At 68.3% G+C, this 22,951-nt stretch carries 23 protein-coding genes; 8 read left to right on the top strand and 15 right to left on the bottom strand.

The annotated features are described in order from the left end of the window. The 5 genes from ABD089_RS02890 to hrcA are packed head-to-tail and all read right to left on the bottom strand — an operon-like array spanning position 1 to position 5,252. Positions 1 to 963 carry a PAC2 family protein gene (locus tag ABD089_RS02890; protein WP_343884704.1) on the bottom strand — a complete coding sequence of 321 codons (963 nt, stop codon included), beginning with the start codon at positions 961 to 963 and terminating at the stop codon, positions 1 to 3. Next, positions 963 to 2,312: a tRNA guanosine(34) transglycosylase Tgt gene (gene tgt / locus ABD089_RS02885; RefSeq protein ID WP_343884703.1), complete on the bottom strand. Its 1,350-nt coding sequence runs from the start codon at positions 2,310 to 2,312 to the stop codon at positions 963 to 965. Before tgt ends, ABD089_RS02890 begins: the two co-directional genes overlap by 1 nt. Continuing rightward, positions 2,305 to 3,045 carry a 16S rRNA (uracil(1498)-N(3))-methyltransferase gene (locus ABD089_RS02880; RefSeq protein WP_343884702.1) on the bottom strand — a complete coding sequence of 247 codons (741 nt, stop codon included), beginning with the start codon at positions 3,043 to 3,045 and terminating at the stop codon, positions 2,305 to 2,307. Before ABD089_RS02880 ends, tgt begins: the two co-directional genes overlap by 8 nt. After that, entirely contained in the window at positions 3,045 to 4,223 is a 1,179-nt protein-coding gene (gene dnaJ / locus ABD089_RS02875) for a molecular chaperone DnaJ (RefSeq protein ID WP_343884701.1), read from the bottom strand. Before dnaJ ends, ABD089_RS02880 begins: the two co-directional genes overlap by 1 nt. A gap of 12 nt (positions 4,224 to 4,235) precedes the next feature. Beyond that, positions 4,236 to 5,252: a heat-inducible transcriptional repressor HrcA gene (gene hrcA / locus ABD089_RS02870; RefSeq protein ID WP_343884700.1), complete on the bottom strand. Its 1,017-nt coding sequence runs from the start codon at positions 5,250 to 5,252 to the stop codon at positions 4,236 to 4,238. 108 nt (positions 5,253 to 5,360) lie between these two features. Between hrcA and ABD089_RS02865 the strand changes: the two genes are divergently transcribed. Next, positions 5,361 to 6,254 carry an MBL fold metallo-hydrolase gene (locus tag ABD089_RS02865; RefSeq protein WP_343884699.1) on the top strand — a complete coding sequence of 298 codons (894 nt, stop codon included), beginning with the start codon at positions 5,361 to 5,363 and terminating at the stop codon, positions 6,252 to 6,254. A gap of 30 nt (positions 6,255 to 6,284) precedes the next feature. On the opposite strand, the gene ABD089_RS02860 is transcribed toward ABD089_RS02865, so the two are convergent. Further along, on the bottom strand, positions 6,285 to 7,070 hold the full coding sequence (locus ABD089_RS02860; RefSeq protein WP_343884698.1) for an inositol monophosphatase family protein: 786 nt from the start codon (positions 7,068 to 7,070) through the stop codon (positions 6,285 to 6,287). Positions 7,071 to 7,131: 61 nt separating this feature from the next. Here ABD089_RS02860 and ABD089_RS02855 point away from each other — a divergent pair, with 61 nt between their 5' ends. Together ABD089_RS02855 and ABD089_RS02850 are read left to right on the top strand one after the other, a co-directional pair. After that, positions 7,132 to 7,392 carry a type II toxin-antitoxin system Phd/YefM family antitoxin gene (locus tag ABD089_RS02855; protein ID WP_343884697.1) on the top strand — a complete coding sequence of 87 codons (261 nt, stop codon included), beginning with the start codon at positions 7,132 to 7,134 and terminating at the stop codon, positions 7,390 to 7,392. After that, positions 7,376 to 7,771 (top strand): type II toxin-antitoxin system VapC family toxin, encoded by a 396-nt coding sequence (locus ABD089_RS02850; RefSeq protein ID WP_343884696.1) that lies wholly within the window; start codon positions 7,376 to 7,378, stop codon positions 7,769 to 7,771. The genes ABD089_RS02855 and ABD089_RS02850 overlap by 17 nt, the downstream gene beginning before the upstream one ends. Before the next feature lie 12 nt (positions 7,772 to 7,783). Here ABD089_RS02850 and ABD089_RS02845 read toward each other — a convergent pair whose 3' ends face one another. Genes ABD089_RS02845 through hemW form a run of 3 tightly spaced genes read right to left on the bottom strand, consistent with a single transcriptional unit; the run spans position 7,784 to position 10,307 of the window. Further along, positions 7,784 to 8,632 carry a DUF3097 domain-containing protein gene (locus ABD089_RS02845; RefSeq protein ID WP_343884695.1) on the bottom strand — a complete coding sequence of 283 codons (849 nt, stop codon included), beginning with the start codon at positions 8,630 to 8,632 and terminating at the stop codon, positions 7,784 to 7,786. Between the two features lie 41 nt (positions 8,633 to 8,673). Beyond that, complete coding sequence (locus ABD089_RS02840; protein WP_343884694.1) at positions 8,674 to 9,096, bottom strand: SRPBCC family protein; 423 nt, start codon at positions 9,094 to 9,096, stop codon at positions 8,674 to 8,676. 5 nt (positions 9,097 to 9,101) lie between these two features. Further along, on the bottom strand, positions 9,102 to 10,307 hold the full coding sequence (hemW, locus tag ABD089_RS02835; RefSeq protein WP_343884693.1) for a radical SAM family heme chaperone HemW: 1,206 nt from the start codon (positions 10,305 to 10,307) through the stop codon (positions 9,102 to 9,104). Between the two features lie 115 nt (positions 10,308 to 10,422). On the opposite strand from hemW, the gene ABD089_RS02830 reads away from it, so the two are divergent. From ABD089_RS02830 to ABD089_RS02820, 3 genes are read left to right on the top strand one after another with little or no spacing between them, the layout of a single operon-like run. Next, a complete protein-coding gene (locus ABD089_RS02830; RefSeq protein WP_343884692.1) occupies positions 10,423 to 11,721 on the top strand; it encodes an ABC transporter substrate-binding protein in 1,299 nt (432 codons plus the stop codon). Continuing rightward, complete coding sequence (locus ABD089_RS02825) at positions 11,721 to 12,647, top strand: carbohydrate ABC transporter permease (RefSeq protein ID WP_343884691.1); 927 nt, start codon at positions 11,721 to 11,723, stop codon at positions 12,645 to 12,647. The genes ABD089_RS02830 and ABD089_RS02825 overlap by 1 nt, the downstream gene beginning before the upstream one ends. 13 nt (positions 12,648 to 12,660) lie before the next feature. Continuing rightward, positions 12,661 to 13,500: a carbohydrate ABC transporter permease gene (locus tag ABD089_RS02820; RefSeq protein WP_343884690.1), complete on the top strand. Its 840-nt coding sequence runs from the start codon at positions 12,661 to 12,663 to the stop codon at positions 13,498 to 13,500. A 21-nt stretch (positions 13,501 to 13,521) separates the two neighbouring features. Here the strand turns inward: ABD089_RS02820 and ABD089_RS02815 are convergent, their stop codons facing one another. The 6 genes from ABD089_RS02815 to lepA form a co-directional block, all read right to left on the bottom strand. After that, positions 13,522 to 14,871, bottom strand: coding sequence for a GntP family permease (locus ABD089_RS02815; protein WP_343884689.1), 1,350 nt, complete (start codon positions 14,869 to 14,871; stop codon positions 13,522 to 13,524). A gap of 101 nt (positions 14,872 to 14,972) precedes the next feature. Beyond that, entirely contained in the window at positions 14,973 to 15,905 is a 933-nt protein-coding gene (locus tag ABD089_RS02810) for an ABC transporter substrate-binding protein (RefSeq protein WP_343884688.1), read from the bottom strand. Positions 15,906 to 15,974: 69 nt separating this feature from the next. After that, positions 15,975 to 16,688: an ABC transporter permease gene (locus ABD089_RS02805; RefSeq protein ID WP_343884687.1), complete on the bottom strand. Its 714-nt coding sequence runs from the start codon at positions 16,686 to 16,688 to the stop codon at positions 15,975 to 15,977. Next, entirely contained in the window at positions 16,685 to 17,341 is a 657-nt protein-coding gene (locus tag ABD089_RS02800) for an ABC transporter permease (RefSeq protein WP_343884686.1), read from the bottom strand. The genes ABD089_RS02805 and ABD089_RS02800 overlap by 4 nt, the downstream gene beginning before the upstream one ends. Beyond that, complete coding sequence (locus ABD089_RS02795) at positions 17,338 to 18,444, bottom strand: ABC transporter ATP-binding protein (protein WP_343884685.1); 1,107 nt, start codon at positions 18,442 to 18,444, stop codon at positions 17,338 to 17,340. Before ABD089_RS02795 ends, ABD089_RS02800 begins: the two co-directional genes overlap by 4 nt. A gap of 120 nt (positions 18,445 to 18,564) precedes the next feature. Continuing rightward, on the bottom strand, positions 18,565 to 20,415 hold the full coding sequence (gene lepA, locus ABD089_RS02790) for a translation elongation factor 4 (protein WP_343884684.1): 1,851 nt from the start codon (positions 20,413 to 20,415) through the stop codon (positions 18,565 to 18,567). A gap of 48 nt (positions 20,416 to 20,463) precedes the next feature. On the opposite strand from lepA, the gene ABD089_RS02785 reads away from it, so the two are divergent. Next, a complete protein-coding gene (locus ABD089_RS02785; protein WP_343884683.1) occupies positions 20,464 to 20,754 on the top strand; it encodes a hypothetical protein in 291 nt (96 codons plus the stop codon). 144 nt (positions 20,755 to 20,898) lie between these two features. Then, positions 20,899 to 22,821 carry an alpha-amylase family protein gene (locus ABD089_RS02780; protein ID WP_343884682.1) on the top strand — a complete coding sequence of 641 codons (1,923 nt, stop codon included), beginning with the start codon at positions 20,899 to 20,901 and terminating at the stop codon, positions 22,819 to 22,821. Positions 22,822 to 22,951 lie beyond the last annotated feature (130 nt).

Raw genomic sequence — 22,951 nt, 5'->3', positions numbered from 1 at the left:
TCAGCCCCAGCTGGGACCACCGTCGCCCTCACCGCTGCTTCCCCGACCGCCGTCCTTGTGTCCCTTGTCGGTGTCCTTGAGGAACTGCTCGAACTCGGCGGCCAACTGGTCGCCGCTGGGGATGTCAGACTCGTCCACCGGCTGCGTCGGACGATCACCGGTCAGCTCCCGGCCAGCGGTGGCGGCGTCGTAGGCCGCCTCCATCTGACCGATCGCCTCGGCGTTCTCCGGGTTCTGCGCGACGAGCTGGTCGATCCCGCGCAGGTACTCGTCCGCTGCCGAACGCAGGTCCGGCACAGCCAGCGACAGCTCCGCCACTTCGGCTGCGGAGTCGATCAGCCGCACGGCACCGGCCGGGAACTCCGAGCCCGCCAGGTAGTGCGGGACGTGCACCGAGAAACCGCCGGCACGGATGTGCGCCTGCGGCAGCTTGAGCTCCAGCAGCCCCTCCATCGAGGCGGGCAGCTGCATCCGGTCGTGCAGCGACGGGAAGTCAGCCATCACCGTCGGGTCGACCGAGTGCGCCGTCAGCCCGATCGGACGCGTGTGCGGCGCGCCCCATGGAATGCCGTGCAGCGTCAGCGCCAGGTTCACCCCGATCTCGGAGAACAGGATCGTGACCGCCTGGACGAAGCGCTCCCACTGGTAGTCGGGCTCGGGTCCGGTGAACAGATAGAAGGTCTTGCCTGCGTCGTCGCTCAGCTCACGGACCACGAGTTCCAGCGGCTGGTAGTCCTCGTAGTGGTCACCGGCGTAGGTGATCATCGGGCGCCGCGACCGGTGGTCGATCAGCTGGTCGACGTCGAAGCGCGCGATGACATTCCCCGCTTGCTTCTCGATCAGGTGCTGGACGGCGAGCTGGCCAGCCTGGCCGCCATCCATGAAACCGCTGAGCGAGATCAGCACCGGTCCCGGCTGGCCGGGCACGGCGGTGAGTCGGTAAAGCTCCCTGGGGTCGTTCATCATGTCCTCTCCGAAGCGCTGACGACGCTCTTGGGATCAACGTCCGAACTGCTCGTGGCATTCCCCACCGAGGAGCTCGCCGACGGCGTGCGGGAGGCGTAGAAGCGTCCGAGGTATTCGGTGCGCAGTGCCTCGAAGTCCCCCGCGTCCATCGCCGCGCGGATCTGGTCGACCAGCCGCACCGTGAAGCGCTCGTTGTGGATCGTCGCGAGCGTGTAACCCACCATCTCCCGCGCCCGCAGCAGGTGGTGCACATAGGCGCGGGTGTAGTGGGCACAGGTGTAGCAGTCGCACCCCTCCTCCAGCGGGACGAAGGCGCGACGGTGCTTGGCGGCGGTGATGTTGTAGCGGCCGTCGGCGGTGTAGATGGCCCCATTGCGCGCCACCCGGGAGGGATTCACGCAGTCGAAGGTGTCCGCACCGGCGGCGACGGCGGCGAAGAAGTCGTCCGGCTCGCTGATGCCCAGCAGGTGTCGCGGCTTGTCAAAGGGCAGTTCCTCGGCCATCCAGGTGCAGATGGTGCCCAGGTTCTCCTTCTCCAGCGCGCCGCCGAATCCGAAGCCGTCGAAGCGCTGCCCGTCCACCTCCATCGTCCCCAGGTCGTGGGCTGCCTTGCGACGCAGGTCCTCGTACTGCGCCCCCTGCAGCACCCCGAACAGCGCCTGATAGGGCTTGTCGGACCGCTCCAGCGTGAGCCGACGGTGCTCGGCCAGGCAGCGCTCCGCCCAGAGCCGGGTCCGCTCCAGAGAGGTCTCCTGGTAGCCACGGGTGTTGTGCAGGGTGGTCAGCTCGTCGAAGGCAAACATGATGTCGGCACCGAGCTGGTGCTGCACCCCCATGCTCACCTCTGGCGTGAAACGGTGCTTGTCGCCATTCAGGTGGCTCTTGAAGGTGACGCCGTCATCGTCCACGTGCGCGAGGCGCTCCTTGCCCTCGGCGATCGCGTCGTCGCTGTTCGCGGTGGACGCGTCCATGCTGATCACCTTCTTGAACCCGGCACCGAGGCTCATCACCTGGAAGCCGCCGGAGTCGGTGAAGGTGGGACCGCTCCAGTTCATGAACCGGCCCAGGCCGCCGGCCTCGTCGACCAGGTCGGCGCCGGGCTGCAGGTAGAGGTGGTAGGCGTTCGCGAGGACGGCTTGGGTCCCCAGCTCGACGAGCGTCTCCGGCAGGACGGTCTTGACGGTCGCCTTGGTGCCCACGACGACGAAGGCGGGGGTCTGGACCTCACCGTGCGGCGTCGTGATCGTCCCGGTGCGTCCCACGCCATTGGGCAGGACGGTGCGGTGGGTGAAGCCGAACTGGTCGGAGCCCAGCTGGTCTGGACCGTTCTGGTCTGCCTCAGGCATGCGACATCTCCACGGCCTTGAGCTGGAGCTGCGCCAGAGCGACGACCCCGGCGGTTGAGGTCCGCAGCACCCCGTCCGAGACCAGGACGGTGCGCGCCCCGGCCGCCTCGAAGGCAGCGAGCTCGTCCGGGCTGATCCCGCCCTCGGGCCCGACGATGAACACGACGTCCCCCGACGGCGGCAACTCCACGTCCGCGATGTGCTCGCTGGCCGACTCGTGCAGCACCAGCGCGAGCGCTGCCTGTTCGATGCGTCCGACCACCTGCTTGGTGCCGGCGGCCGAAACATCCGGGACGACGAACCGGCGCGACTGCTTGGTCGCCTCCCGCGCTGTCGACTGCCACTTGGCAACGCCCTTGTCTGCCTTGTCGCCGCTCCAGCGGACGATGGACCGGGACGCCTGCCAGGCCAGCACCTCGTCCACGCCCAACTCGGTGAGCGTCTCGACGGCAAGGTCGGACCGGTCGCCCTTCGCCAACGCCTGGACGGCCACCCAACGGTGCGCGCGCTCGACGGCGCCCAGCACCTCGGCGACCCGCACGGTGATGCCCTGCTTGCTGACCGCGGTCACCGGACCGCGTACGGCACGACCCTTGCCGTCGGCCAGCAGCACCGACTCCCCCAGCTCGATCCGCTTCACGACCGCCGCATGGCGGCCCTCGTCACCGTCGACGACCACCAGGTCACCGACGGCGGCGCCGGAAACCGGCGCGAGGAAGAGGGCGTCGGTCACTAGAAGGCTTCCTTCATCCGGTCGAAGAAGCCCTTCTTGCCCTTCTGCACGCGACCGGTCACGGTCTCCTCGCCACGGATGGCGGCCAGCTGACGCATCAGCTCGCGCTGCTGCTCGTCCAGCTTGGTCGGGGTCTGCACCACCAGCGTGATGCCCAGCTCACCGCGGCCATTGCGGCGCAACCGGGGGACGCCCCTGTCGGCCAGCGCGATGCGGGTGCCCGACTGGGTGCCTGCCGGCACGTCGATGGTGACCTGGCGGTCGTCGGGGTTGCTGTCCTCGCGGTCGGCCTCGAGGGTCGCCAGGTCGAGCGTGGTGCCCAGCGCCGCGGCGGTCATGGGGATGTTGACGACCATCTCGAGGTTGTCACCATCGCGGCTGAAGACCTCGTGGTTCTGCACGACGAGTTCGACGTAGAGGTCGCCGGCGGGGCCGCCGCCGGGGCCGACCTCGCCCTGGGAGTCGAGGTGCAGGCGGTTGCCGGTGGTGACGCCCGCCGGCACCTTGACGTCGAGGGTGCGGGTGGAACGGACACGTCCCTCGCCGGAGCACTCACCGCAGGGGTGCGGGATGGTAGTCCCATAGCCGCGGCAGGCCGGGCAGGGCTGGGAGGTGCGGATGTCGCCCAGGAAGCTGCGCTGGACGTGGGTGACCTCACCATGGCCCTCGCAGGTGGTGCAGGTCACGGGCTCGCTACCGTCGGAGCAGCCGGTGCCCTCGCAGCGGGGGCACAGGACGGCCGTGTCGATGCTCACCGGGAGCGTGGTGCCGAAGGCGGCGTCGGCCAGCGAGATGGACTGGCGGATCAGCGCGTCCTGGCCGCGACGGGTGCGGGACCGCGGCCCACGCGAGGCCGCCTGGCCGAACATCGCGTCCACCAGGTTGGTGAAGTCGAAACCACCCTGCGCGCCGCCGAAGTTCCCGAAGCCGCCGAAGCCACCCGCGCCGCCGCCGAAGCCGGAGCCCAGCGGATCGCCGCCGCGATCGTAGATCGCGCGCTTGTTCGGGTCATGCAGGACCTCGTAGGCCTCCTGCACCTGCTTGAACTTCTCGGCCGCGTCCGGCTCGGTGGCGACGTCCGGATGGACCTTCATCGCCATCTTGCGGTAGGCCTTCTTGATCTCTTCGGGGCTCGCCTCGCGGGAGACCCCGAGGACCTCGTAGTAGTCAGCGCTCATGGGGTTGCTTGCTCATCCTTCTGCCAGGAATCGTCCGACATAGCGGGCCACGGCTCGCACCGAGGCCATCGTGGAGGGGTAGTCCATCCGGGTGGGGCCGACGATGCCGAGGGTGGCAAAGGCGTCGTCGGGGTTCCCATAGGTGCTCGCCACCAGGGAGGTGGTCTGCAGGGGTTCATAGGGGTTCTCGTGACCGATGCGGACGGTCACGTCGCCGGCGCTGCCGTAGGCCTCGCCGAGCAGGTGCAGCAGGACGACCTGCTCCTCCAGCGCCTCGAGCACGGGCTTGACCGTGGTCTCGAACTGGTCGCCGAAGCGGGTCAGGTTCGGCACGCCACCGACCACGACACGGGTGGACGGGTCGGTCGCCAGCATCTCCAGCACGGTGGCCACGACGCTCGCGGCACCGTGGCGATCCTCAGCCGGCAGTTCCCCCAACAGGTTGCTGAGCCGCTCGGCCGCCGGGCCGGGCGCGTGCCCAACCAGCGCGGCGTTGAGGCGGTCGCGCAGCCGCGCCAGCGCGGACTCGTCCGCGACGACCTCGATGGCGCGCTGCTCCACCCGTCCGGTGGAGTTGATCACGATCACCAGCACGCGGTCGATGGTCAGCGGGACCAGTTCGACGTGCCGGACGACCGCCGAGGAGGCGATGGGGTACTGGACGATCGCGACCTGCTGGGTGATCTGGGCCAGCAACCGGACGGTGCGGGTGACGATGTCGTCGACGTCGAGGGCTCCGGTCATGAAGGCCTGGATCGCGCGCTTCTCCGCCGCCGACAACGGCTTGACGGTGGCGATCCGGTCGACGAAGAGGCGATAGCCCTTGTCGGTGGGGATGCGTCCGGCGCTGGTGTGGGGCTGGGTGATGTAGCCCTCCTCCTCCAGCACCGCCATGTCATTGCGGACGGTCGCCGGGGAGACCTTGAGCTGATGGCGCTCGACCAGCGCCTTCGACCCGACGGGCTCCTGGCTGGACACGTAGTCGGTCACGATCGCCTTGAGCACGTCCATCTTGCGGTCGTCCAGCATTCGTCCCTCCCCTGTTCCAAGCCGCCGTCGCGTCAGGTTTCCAGCACGGCAGTTTGGCACTCACCCAACGCGAGTGCCAGTCTAGCGGCCGCTTGGTAGCCTCACGGCGTGCGTGAGTTCTCGATGGGTGAATGGCAGCAGGTCCGCGACGGCGTCTTCTGGGTGCGCCTGGAACCGGCTTCGGTGAACGCCGGCCTGGTGGTCGGCGAGACCGGGGTGTTGTTGGTGGACACGGGTTCCTCGCCCGAACAGGGACGGGCACTGGCCGAGTCCGCCAAGGAGTTGGTGGGCCGCCCGGTGACCCATGTCGTGGTGACCCACTGGCACTTCGACCACTTCTTCGGCCTGGCCGGCATCCCCGACGTCACCTCGATCGGGCACGACTCGTTGATGGCCCACCTCAGCGGTGACGATCCCGACATCGGCGCCGAGGTGGTGCGCGAGCAGCTCGGCTTCGAGCTCTCGGAGGTCGTGGCACCCAGCCAGGAGATCGGGATGATCAAGGCCGTTGACCTCGGGGGCCGCCACGTCGAGGTCGTCCACCTGGGCAAGGGACACACCGACGGTGACCTGTTCGTGCTGGTGCCCGACGCCGAGGTGATCTTCACCGGCGACCTCGTCGAGACCTCCGGTGCGCCCGCGATCGGGCCCGACTCCACGCTCAAGGACTGGCCCAAGGCGATCGACGGCGCGGTGAAGCACCTCCGGGAGGACGTCGACGTGCTGTTCATCCCCGGGCACGGCGACCCGGTCGGGATGGACGTGGTGCTGCAGCAGCGCGCCGACCTGTCGGCGCTCTACGGCGTCGCCGAAGACCTGGTGCGCAAGGGAGTCTCCCTGGACGAGGCCCTGGCCGATCTCAACGGCGCCGAGCAGTACGACTGGCCCTTCGACCGCCAGGACGTCGCCGACCGGCTGCCGTTGGTCTTCGACGAGTTGGCCCGCGCCGGGGTCACCAAGGACAAGATGCTGCCGCTGCTGAACCAGCCGCACGCGCACTGAGCCGGCCCACTCGCCCCGAGCCGGGAGCGGTCAGGGCGCCTGCCAGGTGTCGACGACCAACTGCGCAACCTCTGGCGAGACCGCCGCAACCAGGCCGGGGCCGGTCGAGGCGGGACGGTAGTCGTCCCCGTCGAAGGTGATGGCAACCCCACCGGCCTCGCGCAGCAACAGGGTGCAGGGCACGTGGTCCCAGGGCTTCAGGTTCTTGTAGACGAGGTAGTCGAGCTGGCCCTCGACGACGCGCGGGTAGTCCAGGGCGACGCACCAGATGCTGGAGACCACGGAGGCCAGGCGGCCGTCGGCATCGAAGCCGAATCGGGAGCCCTTGGAGGTCGCCCCACGCGGCTGCTCGGGTGCCGCTCCGACCCGCAGCACCTCGTCGGAGCTGGCGTCGCGGCGGTGGGCCCCGGAACCCTTCTCGGCCAGGTAGGCGACGCCGTGCTGCGGCTGCCAGATCCAGGAGCGGACGGGTTCACCGCGCTGCAGTTCGGCGACCATCACGCCGTGGTCGGGGCTGCCCTTGACGAAGTTCCGGGTGCCGTCGACCGGGTCGACGAGGAAGACGTGTTCGTCGTCCAGTCGGTCGAGGATGGTCGGGTCGAGGAAGGTGGCCTCCTCACCCACGACCACCGCTCCCGGGAAGTGCTTCGGGAGGGCCGCGGTGAGCAACAGCTCGGACTCGCGGTCGGCGATCGTAACGTAGTCGCCCGGGTTCTTCTGGTCCACCTCACCGGACGCGAGCGCCCGGAAGCGAGGATCGATCACCTCGGCGGCAACCTCCTGCATCAGCGTGAGGACCTCATCCATGCCTGCCATGTGGTCATGCTACATCGACCAGATGCTTGAACTAAGTCGGACTAAGTCGCACAATGGCGGCATGTCCACGGTCAACATCCATGAGGCGAAAACCCACCTCTCACGCCTGCTCGAGGCGGTCGAGGCAGGTCAGACCGTCACCATCGCACGGGCGGGAAAGCCGGTCGCGGACCTCGTCCCCCATCGCCGTGCCGACATCGTGTTCGGGACCATGAGGGGGCAGATCCTGCTTTCGGACGCCGACGCCGACGACCTCCTCGACGGACCCGACGACCTGGTCGACGCCCTCACGGAGAGCCCCACGGATGCCGAACTCCTCTGACCTGCTGCTGGACACCCACGTCCTCGTCTGGCTGCTGGAGGACTCGGAGCGGCTCGGGCCCACCGCCCGGCGCCTGATCACCGGGGGCGGGTCCGTCCGCTACTCCGCTGCCTCGGTCTGGGAACTGGTGTTGAAGCAACGTCGTGGTCGATTCGTCATCGGCCCAGGCCTCGTTGAGGGCATCCAGATGGCTGGGGTGCAGGAGTTGCCGGTCACCGCTGTGCACAGTCTGCATGCGGCGAGCGTGGAGCTCCCCCACAACGACCCATTCGACGCGCTGATCATCGCGCAGGCGCAAGCCGAGTCACTCACCTTAGTCACCGCCGACAGGCTGGTGCTGTCCAGCGGTGCGTGCGCCCTGGTCGATGCCCGCCGCTAGGCGTCGTGACCGCTAGCCCTCGTCGATGTGGTCCTGGGTGACGAAGTCGATCAGCTTCTCCATCTCGGTGTTGAACTTGGGGTCCAGGTCGCGCCAGCTGGTGACCCGGGCCAAGATCGCCTGCCAGGCCTGGGCGACGTCCTTCTGGTCGGCGTGTGGCAGGTTCAGCGCCGCGAGCGTCCCCTTCTTCCAGTCCTGGTCCTTGGGGACCTCGGGCCACTTCTTCAGCCCGATCCGGGACGGCAGCACCGCCTGCCAGATGTCGATGAAGCGGTGGCCGGTGATCATCACGTAGTCGCCGTAGCCGCCGCGGGCGACATCGGCCGCGATCCGCGACTCCTTGGAGCCGGAGACCAGGTGGTCGACCAGCACGCCGAGACGTCGTCCCTTCTCGGGACGGAACTCGGCGACGATGCCGACCAGGTCGTCGATGCCACCCAGGTACTCCACGACCACGCCGACATGGCGCAGGTCATCGCCCCACACCTTCTCCACCAGTTCGGCGTCGTGGCGTCCCTCGACGTAGATCCGGCTCGGGAGCGCCACCTTCGCCGGGCCGGACGGGACCGCCCGCGAACCCGAGGCCGTGTACTTGCCCTGGGCACTGCCCTGCCGTGGCGGCACCCGCAGCGCCACCGGCTGGCCCTCCAGCAGGAAACCGGGGCCGACGGGGAACGACCGCCGCTTCAGCTTGTAGTCCTCGAGGACGACCACGCCGTGCTCCCACTTGACGATGGCGCCGCAGAAGCCGGTCTTGGGCTCCTCGACGACCATCCCGATCTCCATCGGCACGTCCGTGGTGACGGGCTTGTTGCCCCGCTGCCACCCGGGGGTGAGCACGTCCTTGCTGTAGCGATCCACATCCGTCCTTCCGTTCGGACGTCGAGGCTACCGCCGCGCGCTCACGGGGCGAGGATGGCGCGCAGGCTGCGTCGATACCCGGCTGCAACGACCGGACGGACGAGGGCCGCGGCCCGGTCCGGGACCCCGCGGGCGCCGTAGTGCTGGGTCCAGACGACCCGGGTGCGCTCGCCCTCGGCGGCCAGTTCGACGGTGATGGTTCCGGTCAGCAGGCGGCCGCACTTGGTGATGGCGGCCAGTGACGGCGGTTCCCATCCGTCAACGACCATCACGTCGTCGAAACCGATCGGTCCGACGGTGGTCCGGGCGACGAATCGGGAGCCGTGGCGCAGGGCGCCGTCATCACTTCCAACTCGGGTGAGCGGCACCGAGGCCGTGTGCCGGTCGAGGTCCCACAACCGCGCCCAGACCTGCTCCGGCCCGCCATCGACGAGCAGTTCCAGACGAAAGAACGGGCTTGCCATGGCGGTCAGTCCAGCAGGTCGCGAATGACGGCGTCAGCGAGCAGGCGTCCACGCAGGGTGAGCACCAGGTTCTGGTTGCGCAGCTCACCCAGACCCGAGTCCACCACGGCGTGGACCCGCTCGGCCTCGGAGTCGGTCAGCACTTCCACCGGCAGCCCGTCCGAGAGGCGCAGTTCCAACAGCACCCGCTCCACCCGCCGGTCATCGGGATTCAGGACCTCGCGTCCCGCGCCGGGTGAGCGTCCCGCGGCCAAGGCGGCGGCATAGCTGCGCGGATGCTTGACATTCCACCAACGGACCCCGCCGACGTGGCTGTGCGCGCCAGGCCCGATGCCCCACCAGTTGTGCCCGAGCCAGTAGGCCATGTTGTGGCGTGCGCGGTGCTGCACGCCGCGCGACCAGTTGCTCACCTCATAGGCGTCCAGACCCGCCTTGGTGAGCACCTCCTCAGCCAGCAGGTACTTGTCCGCCAGGTCGTCGTCGTCGGTCATCGGCACCTCACCGCGCTCGATCCGACGGGCCAGCCGCGTGCCGTCCTCGATGATGAGTGCGTAGGCGCTGATGTGCTCCGGGTCGGCCGACAGAGCGGTCTCAAGTGAAGTGCGCCAGTCGTCCAGCGACTCCCCCGGCGTACCGTAGATGAGGTCGAGCGAGACGTCGGCGAATCCTGCCGCGTGGGCCATCCGGGCGACCTCGACCGCCCGTCCGGGGGTGTGGACGCGGTCCAGCAGGCGCAACACGGACGGGGTCGCGGACTGCATGCCCAAGCTCATCCGGGTGAAACCGGTGGCCAACAACTCGTCGAGCAACTGGGGGGTGACGGTCTCGGGGTTGGCCTCGGTGGTCACCTCCGCGTCAGGCGCCAGCCCGATCACGTCTCGGACGTGTGCCACAAGTCCACCCAGCTCAGCGCCGGTCAGCAGCGTCGGGGTGCCACCGCCGACGAAGATCGTGGACGCGGGCGGGGCGCCGTCCAGAATGCGTGCGGCCAGGTCGATCTCGGCGTGCGCTGCGGCGAGGTAGTCGCTCGTCCCGGTGCCCTGCAGCTCGTTGGCTGTGTAGGTGTTGAAGTCACAATATCCACAGCGCGTCGAGCAGAACGGCACGTGCAGGTAGATCGAGAGGGGTGTTCGGGTCAGGTCCACGACCGCGGGTGCCGGCAGTGAACCGTCGGTGGGGACGGGTTCACCGTCAGGCAGGGTGGATGGCACCCGCCAACCCTACCCAGCGCCCCGGTGCGCCCACCCGGTTGCGCCGTGAGCCGACCGGCAGGATCGAGTGCCGAGCATCCTCCGATTTGCCGGACCGACGCAATAGGCTCCGGCCATGACTTTCAACCGGCGCCATTTCCTCACCCTGTCCGGCGCGGCGGCCACCGCCACCGCCCTGGCCGCCTGCGGCTCCAATGACGGAGGCCTGTCGAGCGGCTCGTCGTCGAGCACCGCTGCCTCCGGGGCAGGCTCCGCATCGTCCGTGGCCCTGACGCAGTGGTACCACGAGTACGGCGAGGCGGGCACCCAGGAGGCGGTCAAGAAGTACGCCGCCGCCTACGACCCGGCCAAGGTCACCGTGAAGTGGAATGTCGGCGACTACGCGAAGCTGCTGTCGGCCGCACTGTTGACGGCCGACATCCCGGACGTCTTCGAGTCCGAGATGGGCCCGAGCATCGACATGATCCAGGCCGGTCAGGTGGCCGACCTCACGGACGTCATCGGCGACGCGAAGAGCAAGTTCAACACCGAGCTGCTCAACCGCATGACCTATGAGGGCAAGATCTACGGCATCCCGCAGGTCGTCGACATGCACCTGCTGTACTACCGCAAGTCGATCCTGGAGAAGGCGGGCGTGCAGGCTCCCACCACCTTCGACGAACTGGTCAACGTGGCCAACAAGGTCAAGACCAAGGACATGGGCGGCCTGTTCGTCGGCAACGACGGCATCGGCCCGATCGGCACGGCGCTGCTGTACGCGTCCGGCAACTCCCAGCTGAACGCCGATCGCACCGGCGCGGGCTTCCTGAACCAGAACTTCTACACCGCGCTCACCGACTACCGCGACAAGCTGTTCAACGGTGGCGGGCTGCTGCAGTCGGCCTCGAAGGACTGGTACGACGGCTCCCCGTTCGCGAACGAGGAGTGCGCTATGCAGTGGGGTGGCCTGTGGTCGATGACCGACATCGAGAAGGCGCTCGGCGACGACTTCGGCGTCATCCCCTTCCCCGCCGTCGGGGCCGCCGGCAAGCAGGCGACCATGTTCGGCGCCTTCGGCTCCTGCGTCGCCGCCAAGGGCAAGAACGTCGAGGCCGCCAAGCAGTACGTGAAGTGGTTGTGGGTCGACCAGGTCGACGACCAGGTGGACTTCGCGAACAACTACGGCACCCACGTTCCCGCCCAGACCGAGCTGGCGCCCCGCTGCACGAAGCTCGCCGACGGCGCCGGCGCCGATGCCGCGAAGATCCTCACCGACTTCGGCAAGCCCGCCAGCGACATCCTGTGGTCGGGCGCCATGGGTGATGCCTACTCGGCCGCGGTCAGCAATGTGATCAAGAAGAAGGCCGACCCGGCCAAGGAGTTCGCCACGGTCGGCACCAAGATCACCTCCGAGCTCAAGCGCATCAAGGGCTGATGAAGGGATTCCTGCGACGGGTGGGGGGCCATCAGGGAAGCACCTGGTGGTTCCTCGCCTTCGTCGCGCCCTTCGTGATCGGGTTGGCGCTGTTCGTCTACATCCCGATCTTCTGGAGCGCGTACCTCTCCTTCTTCGACGCCCGCAACACCGTCACGCCGACGAAGTTCGTCGGCCTCGACAACTACCGCTACCTGCTGGGCGACCGGCTCTTCCAGCAGTCGATCGTCACCTTCATCGGCTTCAGTGCCTTCATCGTCCCGGCCACCTTCGTGGCCTCCTTGGGCCTGGCGCTGCTGCTGGACGGCATCAAGACCGGTCAGGCCTTCTTCCGCTCGGTCTTCTTCATCCCCACCGCCGTCTCCTACGTGATCGCGGCGATGATCTGGCGTCTGGCCTTCTTCTCCGGCACCCGATTCGGGCTGGTCAACTCGCTGCTGCGCCAGGTGGGCGGCGAGAACGTGAACTGGCTGGGTGGGACGAACTCCTGGTACTGGCTGGTGCTGGTCAGCCTGCGGCTGTGGCTGCAGGCCGGCTTCTACATGATCTTGTTCATCGCCGGCCTCAACAAGATCCCGCTGGAGACCTACGAGGCCGCTGCCCTCGACGGTGCGACCGGCTGGCGGCTGTTGCGCCACATCACGCTCCCCCAGCTGCGGGCCACATCGGTGGCCGTGCTGATGCTGCTCCTGATCGGCGCCTTCCAGGCCTTCGACGAGTTCTTCAACCTGTTGGGCACGATGGGCTCCTACCCGCCCTATGCCCGTCCCCCGCTGGTGCACCTGTACCTGATCTCGATCGGCGGCGGCCAGCAGGACCTCGGTCTCGGCGGCGCCGGGACGATGATCATCACCGCCCTGATCGTCTTCTTCGGGCTCGTGCAGAACTGGCTGGTCAATCGCACCGAGAAGGCGGACGCGTCATGACAAGGCAACGACGATGAGCGCCCCGGGACGCGGACGCAACCGCGGATGGCTGGGCCTGCGCTATGCGCTGTTGTGCGTGCTGGCGGTGCTCTTCCTGCTGCCCTTCTACGTGCTGGTGCGCAATGCCTTCGCATCCAACCGGCTGATCACCGCCGCGCGCTGGCGGTGGCTGCCCGACCAGCTCGACCTCACCAACTTCCGGGCCCTGTTCGAGGACGGAAATGTCTCGATGGCGTCCTCGATGCTGCACTCCGCGGTGATGTCGATCACGCAGACATCGCTCACGCTGCTCATCTCGCTGCTCGCTGGTTATGCCCTGGCCCGGTACGACAATCGGCTGTCCCGGGCACTGCTGGGCCTGACGCTGTTCACCCTGATGGTTCCGGCCGCGGTCACCTTCATCCCGATGTTCGTGATGACCGCGCAGCTCGGCTGGATCGACAGCTACCGCGGCCTGGTGGTGCCCGGCCTGTTCTCCGCCTTCGCCACCTACCTGTTCCGGCAGAACTTCCTGGGCTTCCCCGTGGAGCTCGAGGAGGCCGCCCGCGTCGACGGCGCCAACCCCTGGACCACCTTCTGGCGCGTCGTCGCCCCCAACTCGCTCGGCATCGTCGGGGCGGTCGGGACCATCACCTTCATCGGCTCCTGGAATGCCTTCCTGTGGCCGCTGTTGATCGGCCGCGAGAACACCCGGACGGTGCAGGTGACACTCAGCCAGTTCATGACCAGCCAGGGCGTCAACTACCCCGTGCTGTTCGCCGGGGCGCTGGTGGCGATCATCCCCGTCGTCGGTGTCTTCCTGTTCCTGCAGCGCTTCCTCGTCGAGGGCGTGGAGACCTCCGGCCTGAAGTAGTGCCGCTGCCGAACGAGCCGCTCAGCTGACGAGGGCGACCGCCATCACCATCGGCAGCGCCACCAGGGAGCCGATCGTCGTCACCGTCGTCATCGTCTTCAACGAGCCCTTCGTGGTCAGGCCGAGCAGCGACTTGAACATCCAGAAGAAGTTCGAGTTCACGTGCAACGCGAACAGGGCGCCGGCGGCGATCGCCAGACCGACGGCGACTGGCGCGACCTCGATGGAGCTCATCAGCGGGGCGATGATGCCGGCGCCGGTGATGGCGGCGACCGAGACCGAACCGATGGCCAGGTGCAGCACGGCCGCGACGAACCAGGCCAGCAGGATGACGACGACCGCCGACGAGCCCGAGTCGGTGCCGAACATGTCGCCCAGCACCTTGGCGAGCCCCGTCGCCTTGATCACCGCGCCCAGCGAGCCGCCGATGCCGGTGACCAGCAGGATCTCACCGGTGGTGTGCAGGCCGTCCGAGAAGGCCTCCTGGGTGGCGTCCTGCCCGACGGTGCGGCGGGCCAGCACGTAGGCCATCAACAGGCCGACGAAGAGGGCGACGTTCGCGTTGCCGAGGAAGTCGATGAACTGGTTGGTGAACCCGAACAGTTCGGCGAAGGCCCCGAACGCGATCATCACCAGCGGCACCAGGATCGGCAGCAGGGAGAGCGCCAGCGGCGGGGTTCCGGACAGGTCCTGGGCAGCGGCCAGCTCGCGCTCCTCCACCTCGCGCAGCGCCTCGGCATCGTCCTCGTCGGTGTCTGGATTCCACCACCCGAACCGCAGCATCACACGGAAGATCAACACGGTCAGGAAGGCCGTGAGTGGGCCGATGATGATGCCGTACAGCAGGTAGGTGCCCAGCGGGATCGACATCAGGCCCGCGATCGAGATGGCCGACAGGCCGGGGACGACGAATACGTAGCCGGAGAAGATGCCGATGCCCAGGGCAGCTGCCATCAGGCCGAGCCCGTTGCGTCCCATGTGCCGTGCCGCCTGCCGGGCGACCGGGGCGGCGAGCACCACCTGCACGTCCACGTAGATCGACGGGAAGATCGTGCCCAGCGCCAACGCGAGCCCGAAGGGGATGCGCTGGGGGCCGAACAGGCGCAGCAGCGCCGTCACCATCTTGGTGAAGGCACCCGTGGTGTGCAGCAGAGCACCGATGAGCACGCCGAAGCCGATCAGCAGGCCCACGCTGGTCATGATGTTGCCGAAGCCCTTGGTGATCGCCTCGACCGTCCCCGGGAAACCGACTCCGCCGGCAAGGCCCAGGTACAGCGAGGCGACCACCAACGAGATCACCGGGTCGATCTTGAACCTGATGATGAGCAGCACACACGCTGCGATGGCGATGGTGGTGTGGAGGACGAGCATCGTTGCTTCTTCCCGGAGGTTCGACGACCAGTTGTGGCCGATCCCGGAAAACTAGCAAAGGTGCGGGCCCCGCAAAGCTCGAACCGCAAAGGAAAGCGGCATCAGGCGAGCTGGTTGTCCTTCAGCCAGGCATCGGCGACGTCGGCCGCGTCCTCCTTGTCGATGACCACCTTCTTCACCAGGTCGGTGACGACCTCGGTGGTCAGCTTGGCCGAGACGGCGTCCAGGGCCGCGGTCACGGCCTCGCTGGCCTTCGCCTTGGTCACCACGGGGACGATGTTCTGCGCGCCGAACAGGAACTTCGGGTCGTCCAGCACGACGAAGTCGTTGGCGGCCACGTTCGGGTCGGTGGAGAACAGGTTCGCCACCTGCACCTGGCCGTTCTTGAGCGCCTGGACGCTCAGCGGCCCGGCGGCATCCAGCGCCTTGAACTGCTTGAAGGTGAGGCCGTAGACACGCTTGAGGCCGTCCACCCCGTCCACTCGCGTCTTGAACTCCGGCGGGGCGCCCAGCACCAGCTCGGCGGCATGCGCCGACAGGTCACCGATCGCCTTCAGGGAGTACTTGTCGGCGGTGGCACGGGTGACGACCATCGAGTCCTTGTCCTCGGCGGCCGAGGGGGTCAGCGCGGTCAACGTGTCTGGCAGCGCCTTCTTCAGGGAGGCCAGCGCCTTGTCGGAATCGCTGATGTCGGCGGACTTGTCGAGGTAGCGGGCCAGGTTGCCGGTGTACTCGGGGACGAGGTTGATCTCGCCCTTCTGCAGCGCCGGGATGTAGGTCTCGCGGCTGGCGATGTTGAGCTTGGTGGTGACGGCGACGCCCTTGGCCTTCAGCGCGCCGGCGTAGATGTCGGCCAGCAGCTCGCTCTCGGGGAAGTTCGCCGAGCCGACCACGATCGAGTCACCGGCGGCGCTGCCACCGGCCGTTGCGGTCGAGTCAGCGGTGGCCAGCGGATCGGACGACCCGCCGCATGCGGCCAGCGTGGTGAGGGCGGCGAGTCCGGTGCCGGCGCCCAGCAGGGTCCTGCGCTTCATCTTCTTCTCCTTCGTGGGTTGGTCACGGGATTCGAGGGGTCCGGGTTTGGAGGCTTCGGGGTTTCGAGGTCAGGACTGTGGTTCCGGGAGCGCCCGGCTGCGGACGCGTCGTCCGCTCAGGCCGGGTGAGACGACGCTGCGCTGGACGAGCGCGAAGAGTCCGTCCACGGCCAGCGCCAGCAGTCCGACCAGTACGGCACCGGCGCCCATCATCCCGTAGTCCTGGTTGGCCTGGCCGAACTGCAGCAGCCGTCCCAGGCCGCCGAGGCTGACGAAGGCCGCCAGCGTCGCGGTGGCGACCACCTGGAGCGCGGCCGAGCGGATGCCGCTGAACAGCAGCGGCAGGGCGCACGGCAGTTCCACCTGTCGCAACACCTGGCCGGGTGTCATGCCCATCCCCTTGGCCGCGTCCCGGGCCCCGGGCGGAGTGGAGTCCACGCCCGAGTAGGCGCCGGCCAGCACGGGCGGGACGGCGAGCAGGACGAGCACGAAGATGGCCGGGACGAGGAAGGCGTTGTCGCCCCCGATCCGCGGACCGACCACCAGCACCGCGACGTAGAGCAGGCCGAGGGTGGGAACCGAGCGCATGCCATTGACCAGGTTGACCACCAGGACTCGTCCGCGGCCGGTGTGGCCGATGAACAGCCCCAGGGGGATTCCGATCAGGCAGGCGATCAGCAGCGCGAGCGCGCTGTACCCGAGGTGTTGCCAGATGAGCGCGAGCGCTCCGTCGTCACCTCGCCAGTTGGCGGGGTCGGTGAGCCAGGCCCAGATCTTGTTCATGCGGCACCCCTGACCGCACGCGTGGCGCGCTCCCATGGTGTGAGCAGGCGGGTCACGGCGATGATGACGAGGTCGAAGACCAGCGCGAGGACGATGCAGGCGATGATGCCGACGACGATCTCGGTCGGGAAGTTGCGGGCGAACCCGTCGGTGAACAGCGAACCGAGCTGCGGGACCCCGATCAGGGCGGCGATCGAGACGATGGAGACATTGCTGACCGCCGCCACCCTCAGCCCGGCCGAGATCACCGGAACCGCGAGCGGCAACTCGACGGTGAACAGGCGACGCACCCGTCCGATGCCCATGGCGGAGGCGGCTTGGGCGACCTCCTCGGGCACCGAACCCAGCCCGTCCGCGACGGTTCGCACCAGCAAGGCCACCGTGTACAGCGTCAGGGCGACCACGACATTGGTGGGGTCGAGGATGCCCGTGCCGAGCACCAGGGGCATCAGGATGAACAACGCCAGGCTGGGGATCGTGTAGAGCAGGCCTGCCAGCGCGACCAGCGGGGTGTACAGCGCCGGGACGCGACGGGCCAGCCAGCCCAGCGGCAGCGCCAGCAACAGCCCGAACACCAACGGCAGCGCGGCGAGCCGGGCATGGTTGCCCATCAGCTCGGCCACCTGCGGCACATGGTCGAGGAACCAGTTCATGCGCTGGCCCCCTCCGCCGGGGTCCGCTCGATCTGGTCAAGCACCTCGTGGGCCAGCACGGTGCCCAGCAGGGCACCCTCTTCGTCGACGACCACGCCGCGGCGGCTGGGGGACGACAGGGCAGCGTCCAGCGCCGAGCGCAGGGAGCCGCCGCGACGGGCAACCGTCCCGCCTCGGTGCAGGTGCGTGCGGGTGATCGTCCCGGGCGCGGTCGCGGGTTCCGTCCAGCCCATCGGACGGTTGTCCTCGTCGACCACGAGCAGCCACTTCTGGTTCCCGGCGACGCGGCGTGCGGTCTCGGCGTCGGAGTCGAGCAGCACCGTCGGTTCGGGATTGATGGGAAGGTCGGGGACGTGGGCGAAGGCGAGCCCGCGGTAACCGCGGTCGCGGCCGATGAAGTCGGCGACGAAGTCGTCCACCGGGTCGGTGAGCAGTTTGTGCGGCGGGCCGATCTGGGAGACGGTTCCACCAACGCGCAGCACGGCCACCTGGTCACCGAGCTTGACCGCCTCGTCGATGTCGTGGGTGACGAACAGGATCGTCTTGCCGATGTCCGCCTGCAGCCGCAGGAACTCATCCTGCAACTGCTCGCGCACCTGTGGGTCGACGGCGCTGAAGGGCTCGTCCATCAACATCACGGGCGGGTCCGCGGCCAGCGCACGGGCCACGCCGACGCGCTGCTGCTGGCCACCCGACAACTGCGAGGGGTAGCGTCGCGCGAGCTTGGGGTCGAGGCCGACGCGTTCCATCAGCTCCATCGCGTGCGATCGCGCGGGCGCCTTCCCGACGCCGAGCAGCCGCGGGACCGTGGTGATGTTGTCGAGGATGGTGCGGTGCGGGAACAGTCCCCCGCTCTGGATCACGTAGCCGATGCCCCGGCGCAACTGGCTGGCGTCCATCGTGGCGGTGTCCACGCCGTCCACCTCGATGGTGCCGCTGGTGGGCTCGATCATCCGGTTCACCATGCGCAGCGAGGTGGTCTTGCCGCAGCCCGAGGGGCCGACGAAGACCGTGATCTGGCCGGTGGGCGCCGTCAGATCGAGGCCCCCGACGGCGGTCGTGCCGTCCGGGTAGACCTTCGTGACGTCGGTGAAACGGATCATCGCGGGCGGCCTCCTGGTGGGTGGGCGCCGACAGACCGCCTGGGGAGTGGCTTGGCCGCCGGTTCCCCGAGCGTACCGTCAGCGCGCGTGCGTCCGCTCGTCTGCGCTGAGAGCACAGGGCTACTTGCCGCCCTTGCCCTCCTTGTCCTTGCCGCCCTCACCGGTCTGCAGCGCGGCCACGAAGGCCTCCTGGGGCACCTCCACGCGTCCGACCATCTTCATGCGCTTCTTGCCCTCCTTCTGCTTCTCCAGCAGCTTGCGCTTGCGGCTGATGTCGCCGCCGTAGCACTTCGCCAGCACGTCCTTGCGGATGGCACGGATGGTCTCGCGGGCGATCACCCGGGAGCCGATGGCGGCCTGGATGGGCACCTCGAACTGCTGGCGCGGGATCAGCTCACGCAGCTTCGCGGCCATCGCGACGCCGTACGCATAGGCCTTGTCCTTGTGCACGATCGCGCTGAAGGCGTCGACCGGCTCGCCGTGCAGCAGGATGTCGACCTTGACCAGGTCGGCAGCCTCCTCGCCGGCGACGTCGTAGTCGAGGGAGGCATAGCCCTTCGTGCGGCTCTTCAGGGCGTCGAAGAAGTCGAAGACGATCTCGCCCATCGGCAGCACGTAGCGGATCTCGACGCGGTCCTCGGACAGGTAGTCCATCCCGGTCTGGATGCCTCGCTTGGTCTGGCAGAGCTCCATGATCGTGCCGATGTACTCGGTCGGCGTCAGGATCGTCGCCTTCGCGACCGGCTCGTAGACCTTGTCGACCTTGCCCTCGGGGAACTCGGACGGGTTGGTGACGATGAACTCCTTGCCGTCGTCCATCACGACCCGGTAGACCACGTTGGGCGCGGTGGAGATGAGGTCCAGGTTGAACTCGCGCTCCAGGCGCTCGCGGACGATCTCCATGTGCAGCAGCCCGAGGAAGCCGACGCGGAAGCCGAAGCCCAGGGCGCCGGAGGTCTCGGGCTCATAGGTCAGCGCGGCGTCGTTGAGCTGGAGCTTCTCCAGCGCCTCGCGCAGTTCGGGGAAGTCATTGCCGTCGATCGGGTACAGGCCCGCGAAGACCATCGGGTTCGGGTGGCGATAACCACCCAGGTCCTGCTGGGCAGGTCGAAGGGACGTTGTCACCGTGTCGCCCACGCGGGACTGGCGGACGTCCTTCACACCCGTGATCAGGTAGCCGACCTCGCCGACGCCCAGCGCGCCGGAGCGGATCGGCTCGGGGCTGATGACGCCCACCTCGAGCACCTCGTGGGTGGCCCGGGTGCTCATCATGAGGATCTTCTCGCGGTGGTTGATCTCCCCGTCGACGACGCGGATGTAGGTGACCACGCCGCGGTAGGTGTCATAGACCGAGTCGAAGATCAGCGCGCGGGCCGGGGCGGTGGCATCACCGACGGGGGCGGGGATCTGCGCGACGATCTGGTCCAGCAGTCCGGGGACGCCCTCGCCGGTCTTCGCCGAGACCCGGAGCACGTCCTCGGGGTCGCAGCCGACCAGGCCGGCCAGCTCGGCCGCGTACTTCTCGGGCTGCGCCCCGGGCAGGTCGATCTTGTTCAGCACGGGGATGATCGTGAGGTCGTTCTCCATGGCCAGGTAGAGGTTCGCCAGCGTCTGGGCCTCGATGCCCTGGGCGGCGTCGACCAGCAGCACGGCACCCTCGCAGGCGGCCAACGAACGGGAGACCTCGTAGGTGAAGTCGACGTGGCCAGGGGTGTCGATCATGTTGAGCACGTGCACCTCGCCGTCCACCGTCCACGGCATGCGAACGGCCTGCGACTTGATGGTGATGCCGCGCTCGCGCTCGATGTCCATCCGGTCGAGGTACTGGGCGCGCATCGCGCGGGGGTCCACGACCTCGGTCAGCTGCAGCATCCGATCGGCCAACGTCGACTTGCCGTGGTCGATGTGGGCGATGATGCAGAAGTTGCGGATGATCCCAGGTGCGGTCGAACCCGGCTGTGGCGCGCTCAAGGCACTCCTGTTCGTCGTGGTGCAGGTGTTCGCGGCGAGGCTGCTGCGGTGGTGGTCCCGATGGGACGACACATCTTCTCATGCCCGCACAACTTCCCCGTCCCCGCCGGGCGGCCCGCCTGCGGGAGTCGAGAGAGGCCGGACCCGGCCCGCGTCGAGCAGCCCGACCACGAGTTGGCCGTCGCACACCCACGCCACGTGTGCCAGCCAGCCCACCGCACCGCGTTGCCAAGCGACCAACACCCCCGCGCACGGCTCTTCGGCGTCGACGTCGACCTCGACGTGACGCCCTGCCCCGCGAGTGGCGTCGGCGCGCTGGCCCAAGGCCCCCAGCTCTGATCGGACTCTGCTCGACATGCCCCCGACGCTAGGCCCCGCCTCCGACGGTGCCTGTTCGAAACGGTGCCTGTTCGAAACGATGCCTGTACAAGGGCGATGCCAGACACGGACCACGCTGCGCAGCATCACCCCTAGGCTTCCGCCATGCGTGAGGACGAACTCGACCAGCTGATCACCAAGGCCCTGGGCACGGGCCCGGAGGCAACCACCTTCCGGCTCCGGTGGAACCGTTGGTCTCCCGCGCTGGAACAGTGCCTCGCCGCCGCCTACTCGGGCAGCCTCGAGGAGACGCTGCAGCGCGTGCTCGAGCTGACGCTCGCTGCCGCGGCACGCCGCCCCGAAGACCTGCGCGTGCTGGACGAGCAGCGCCTGCTCAACCCCGACTGGCTGCAGCGCCCCGAGATGGTGGGCTATGTCTGCTACACCGACCGCTTCGCGGGCACCCTGGCCGGCATCACCGACCACCTGGACCACCTGCGCGAACTGAATGTCGGCTACCTGCACCTGATGCCGCTGCTGATGCCCCGCGAGGGTGAGAACGATGGCGGTTACGCCGTGGCGGACTACACGCGCGTCCGCCCCGACCTCGGCACGATGGATGACCTGGAGAACCTCACCAGGACGTTGCGTGGGGAACACATCTCCTTGGTGGTCGACCTGGTGCTGAACCACGTCGCGCAGGAGCACGAGTGGGCCGACCGGGCCCGCGCCGGCGAGCAGCGCTACCTCGACTACTTCCTCACTTTCCCCGACCGCACCCAGCCGGACGAGTACGAGCGCACCCTGCCGGAGGTCTTCCCTGACTTCGCGCCGGGCAACTTCACCTTCGACGATGCCCTGCAGCGCTGGGTCTGGACGACCTTCAACTCCTATCAGTGGGACGTGAACTGGGCGAACCCGGACGTCTTCTGCGAGTATCTGGCGATCATCCTCGACCTGGCCAACCGGGGCGTCGAGGTGCTGCGTCTGGACGCGATAGCGTTCATCTGGAAGCAGCTGGGCACCACCTGCCAGAACCTGCCGACCGTTCACGACCTGACCGAGGCACTTCGCGCCGCCGCGCGCATCGTCGCCCCTGCCCTCGCCTTCAAGGCTGAGGCGATCGTCGCCCCTGACGACCTGATCCACTATCTGGGCACCGGCCGCCACACCGGCCAGGTCAGCGACATGGCTTACCACAACACCTTGATGGTGCAGCTTTGGAGCTCGCTGGCCAGCCGCGACGCAAGGTTGGCCGAGACCGCTCTGCGCCGGCTGCCGGCCAAGCCCACCTCGACCACCTGGGGCACCTATGTGCGCTGCCATGACGACATCGGTTGGGCGGTGATGGACGAGGACGCTGCCGCCGTCGGCCTCAACGGCCATGCCCACCGGCACTTCCTGTCCGACTTCTACTCCGGCGAGTTCCCGGGCAGCTTCGCCCGCGGTCTGGTCTTCCAGGCCAACCCGGCGACCGGTGACCGTCGGATCAGCGGCTCGCTCGCCTCACTGGCGGGTCTTGAGACCGCCGTCGAGTCCGGTGACCCCGGCGCGATCTCGTTCGCCGTGGACCGCATCTTGCTGCTGCACGCCGCCATCCTCGGCTGGGGCGGCGTGCCGCTGCTCTACATGGGCGACGAGCTCGGGCTGCCCAACGACGATGGTTTCGCTGCCGATCCGGCCCATGCCGCCGACAACCGGTGGGTGCATCGCCCGTCCATGCCCTGGGAACTGGTCGATGACATCCACGAAAAGCCGGACCAGCCCGCAGGTTGGGTCTTCCTGGGAATCCGACACCTGGTCGGCGTGCGCCGGCGCACTCCGCAGCTGCACGCCAGCGTGGAGTCGACGGTGCTGCCCAGCCCCGACCACCGGGTGCTGCTGGTGCTTCGCCAGCACCCGCTCGGCCCGGTGGTGCAGATGTACAACTTCGGTGAGGACGAGGTGTGGATCCCCGCGGGGACGGTCGGCGCGCACTGTGGAGCCGTGGCCGAGGAATTGATCAGCGGCGACCACTACGACCTGACCACCGGGCAGTTCAAGCTTTGGCCCCTTCAGGCGGCGTGGTTCGTTGCGCCACCTGTGTGACAGTGGTGGCTCCCGGGGCATCTGAGCGGTGCCCGGTGCGCACTTGGGTTGCGCATTTGGGCTGGGCCCCGGCTCGCTGGTAGTGTGTGCAGTCGCGTCCGCAGGGCGCACCAGATTTTGTTTCGATCTT

The organism is Luteococcus sanguinis, assembly GCF_039527675.1.
In the GTDB taxonomy this organism is placed as follows: domain Bacteria; phylum Actinomycetota; class Actinomycetes; order Propionibacteriales; family Propionibacteriaceae; genus Luteococcus; species Luteococcus sanguinis.
This window is presented reverse-complemented; position numbering and strand designations above follow the sequence as displayed.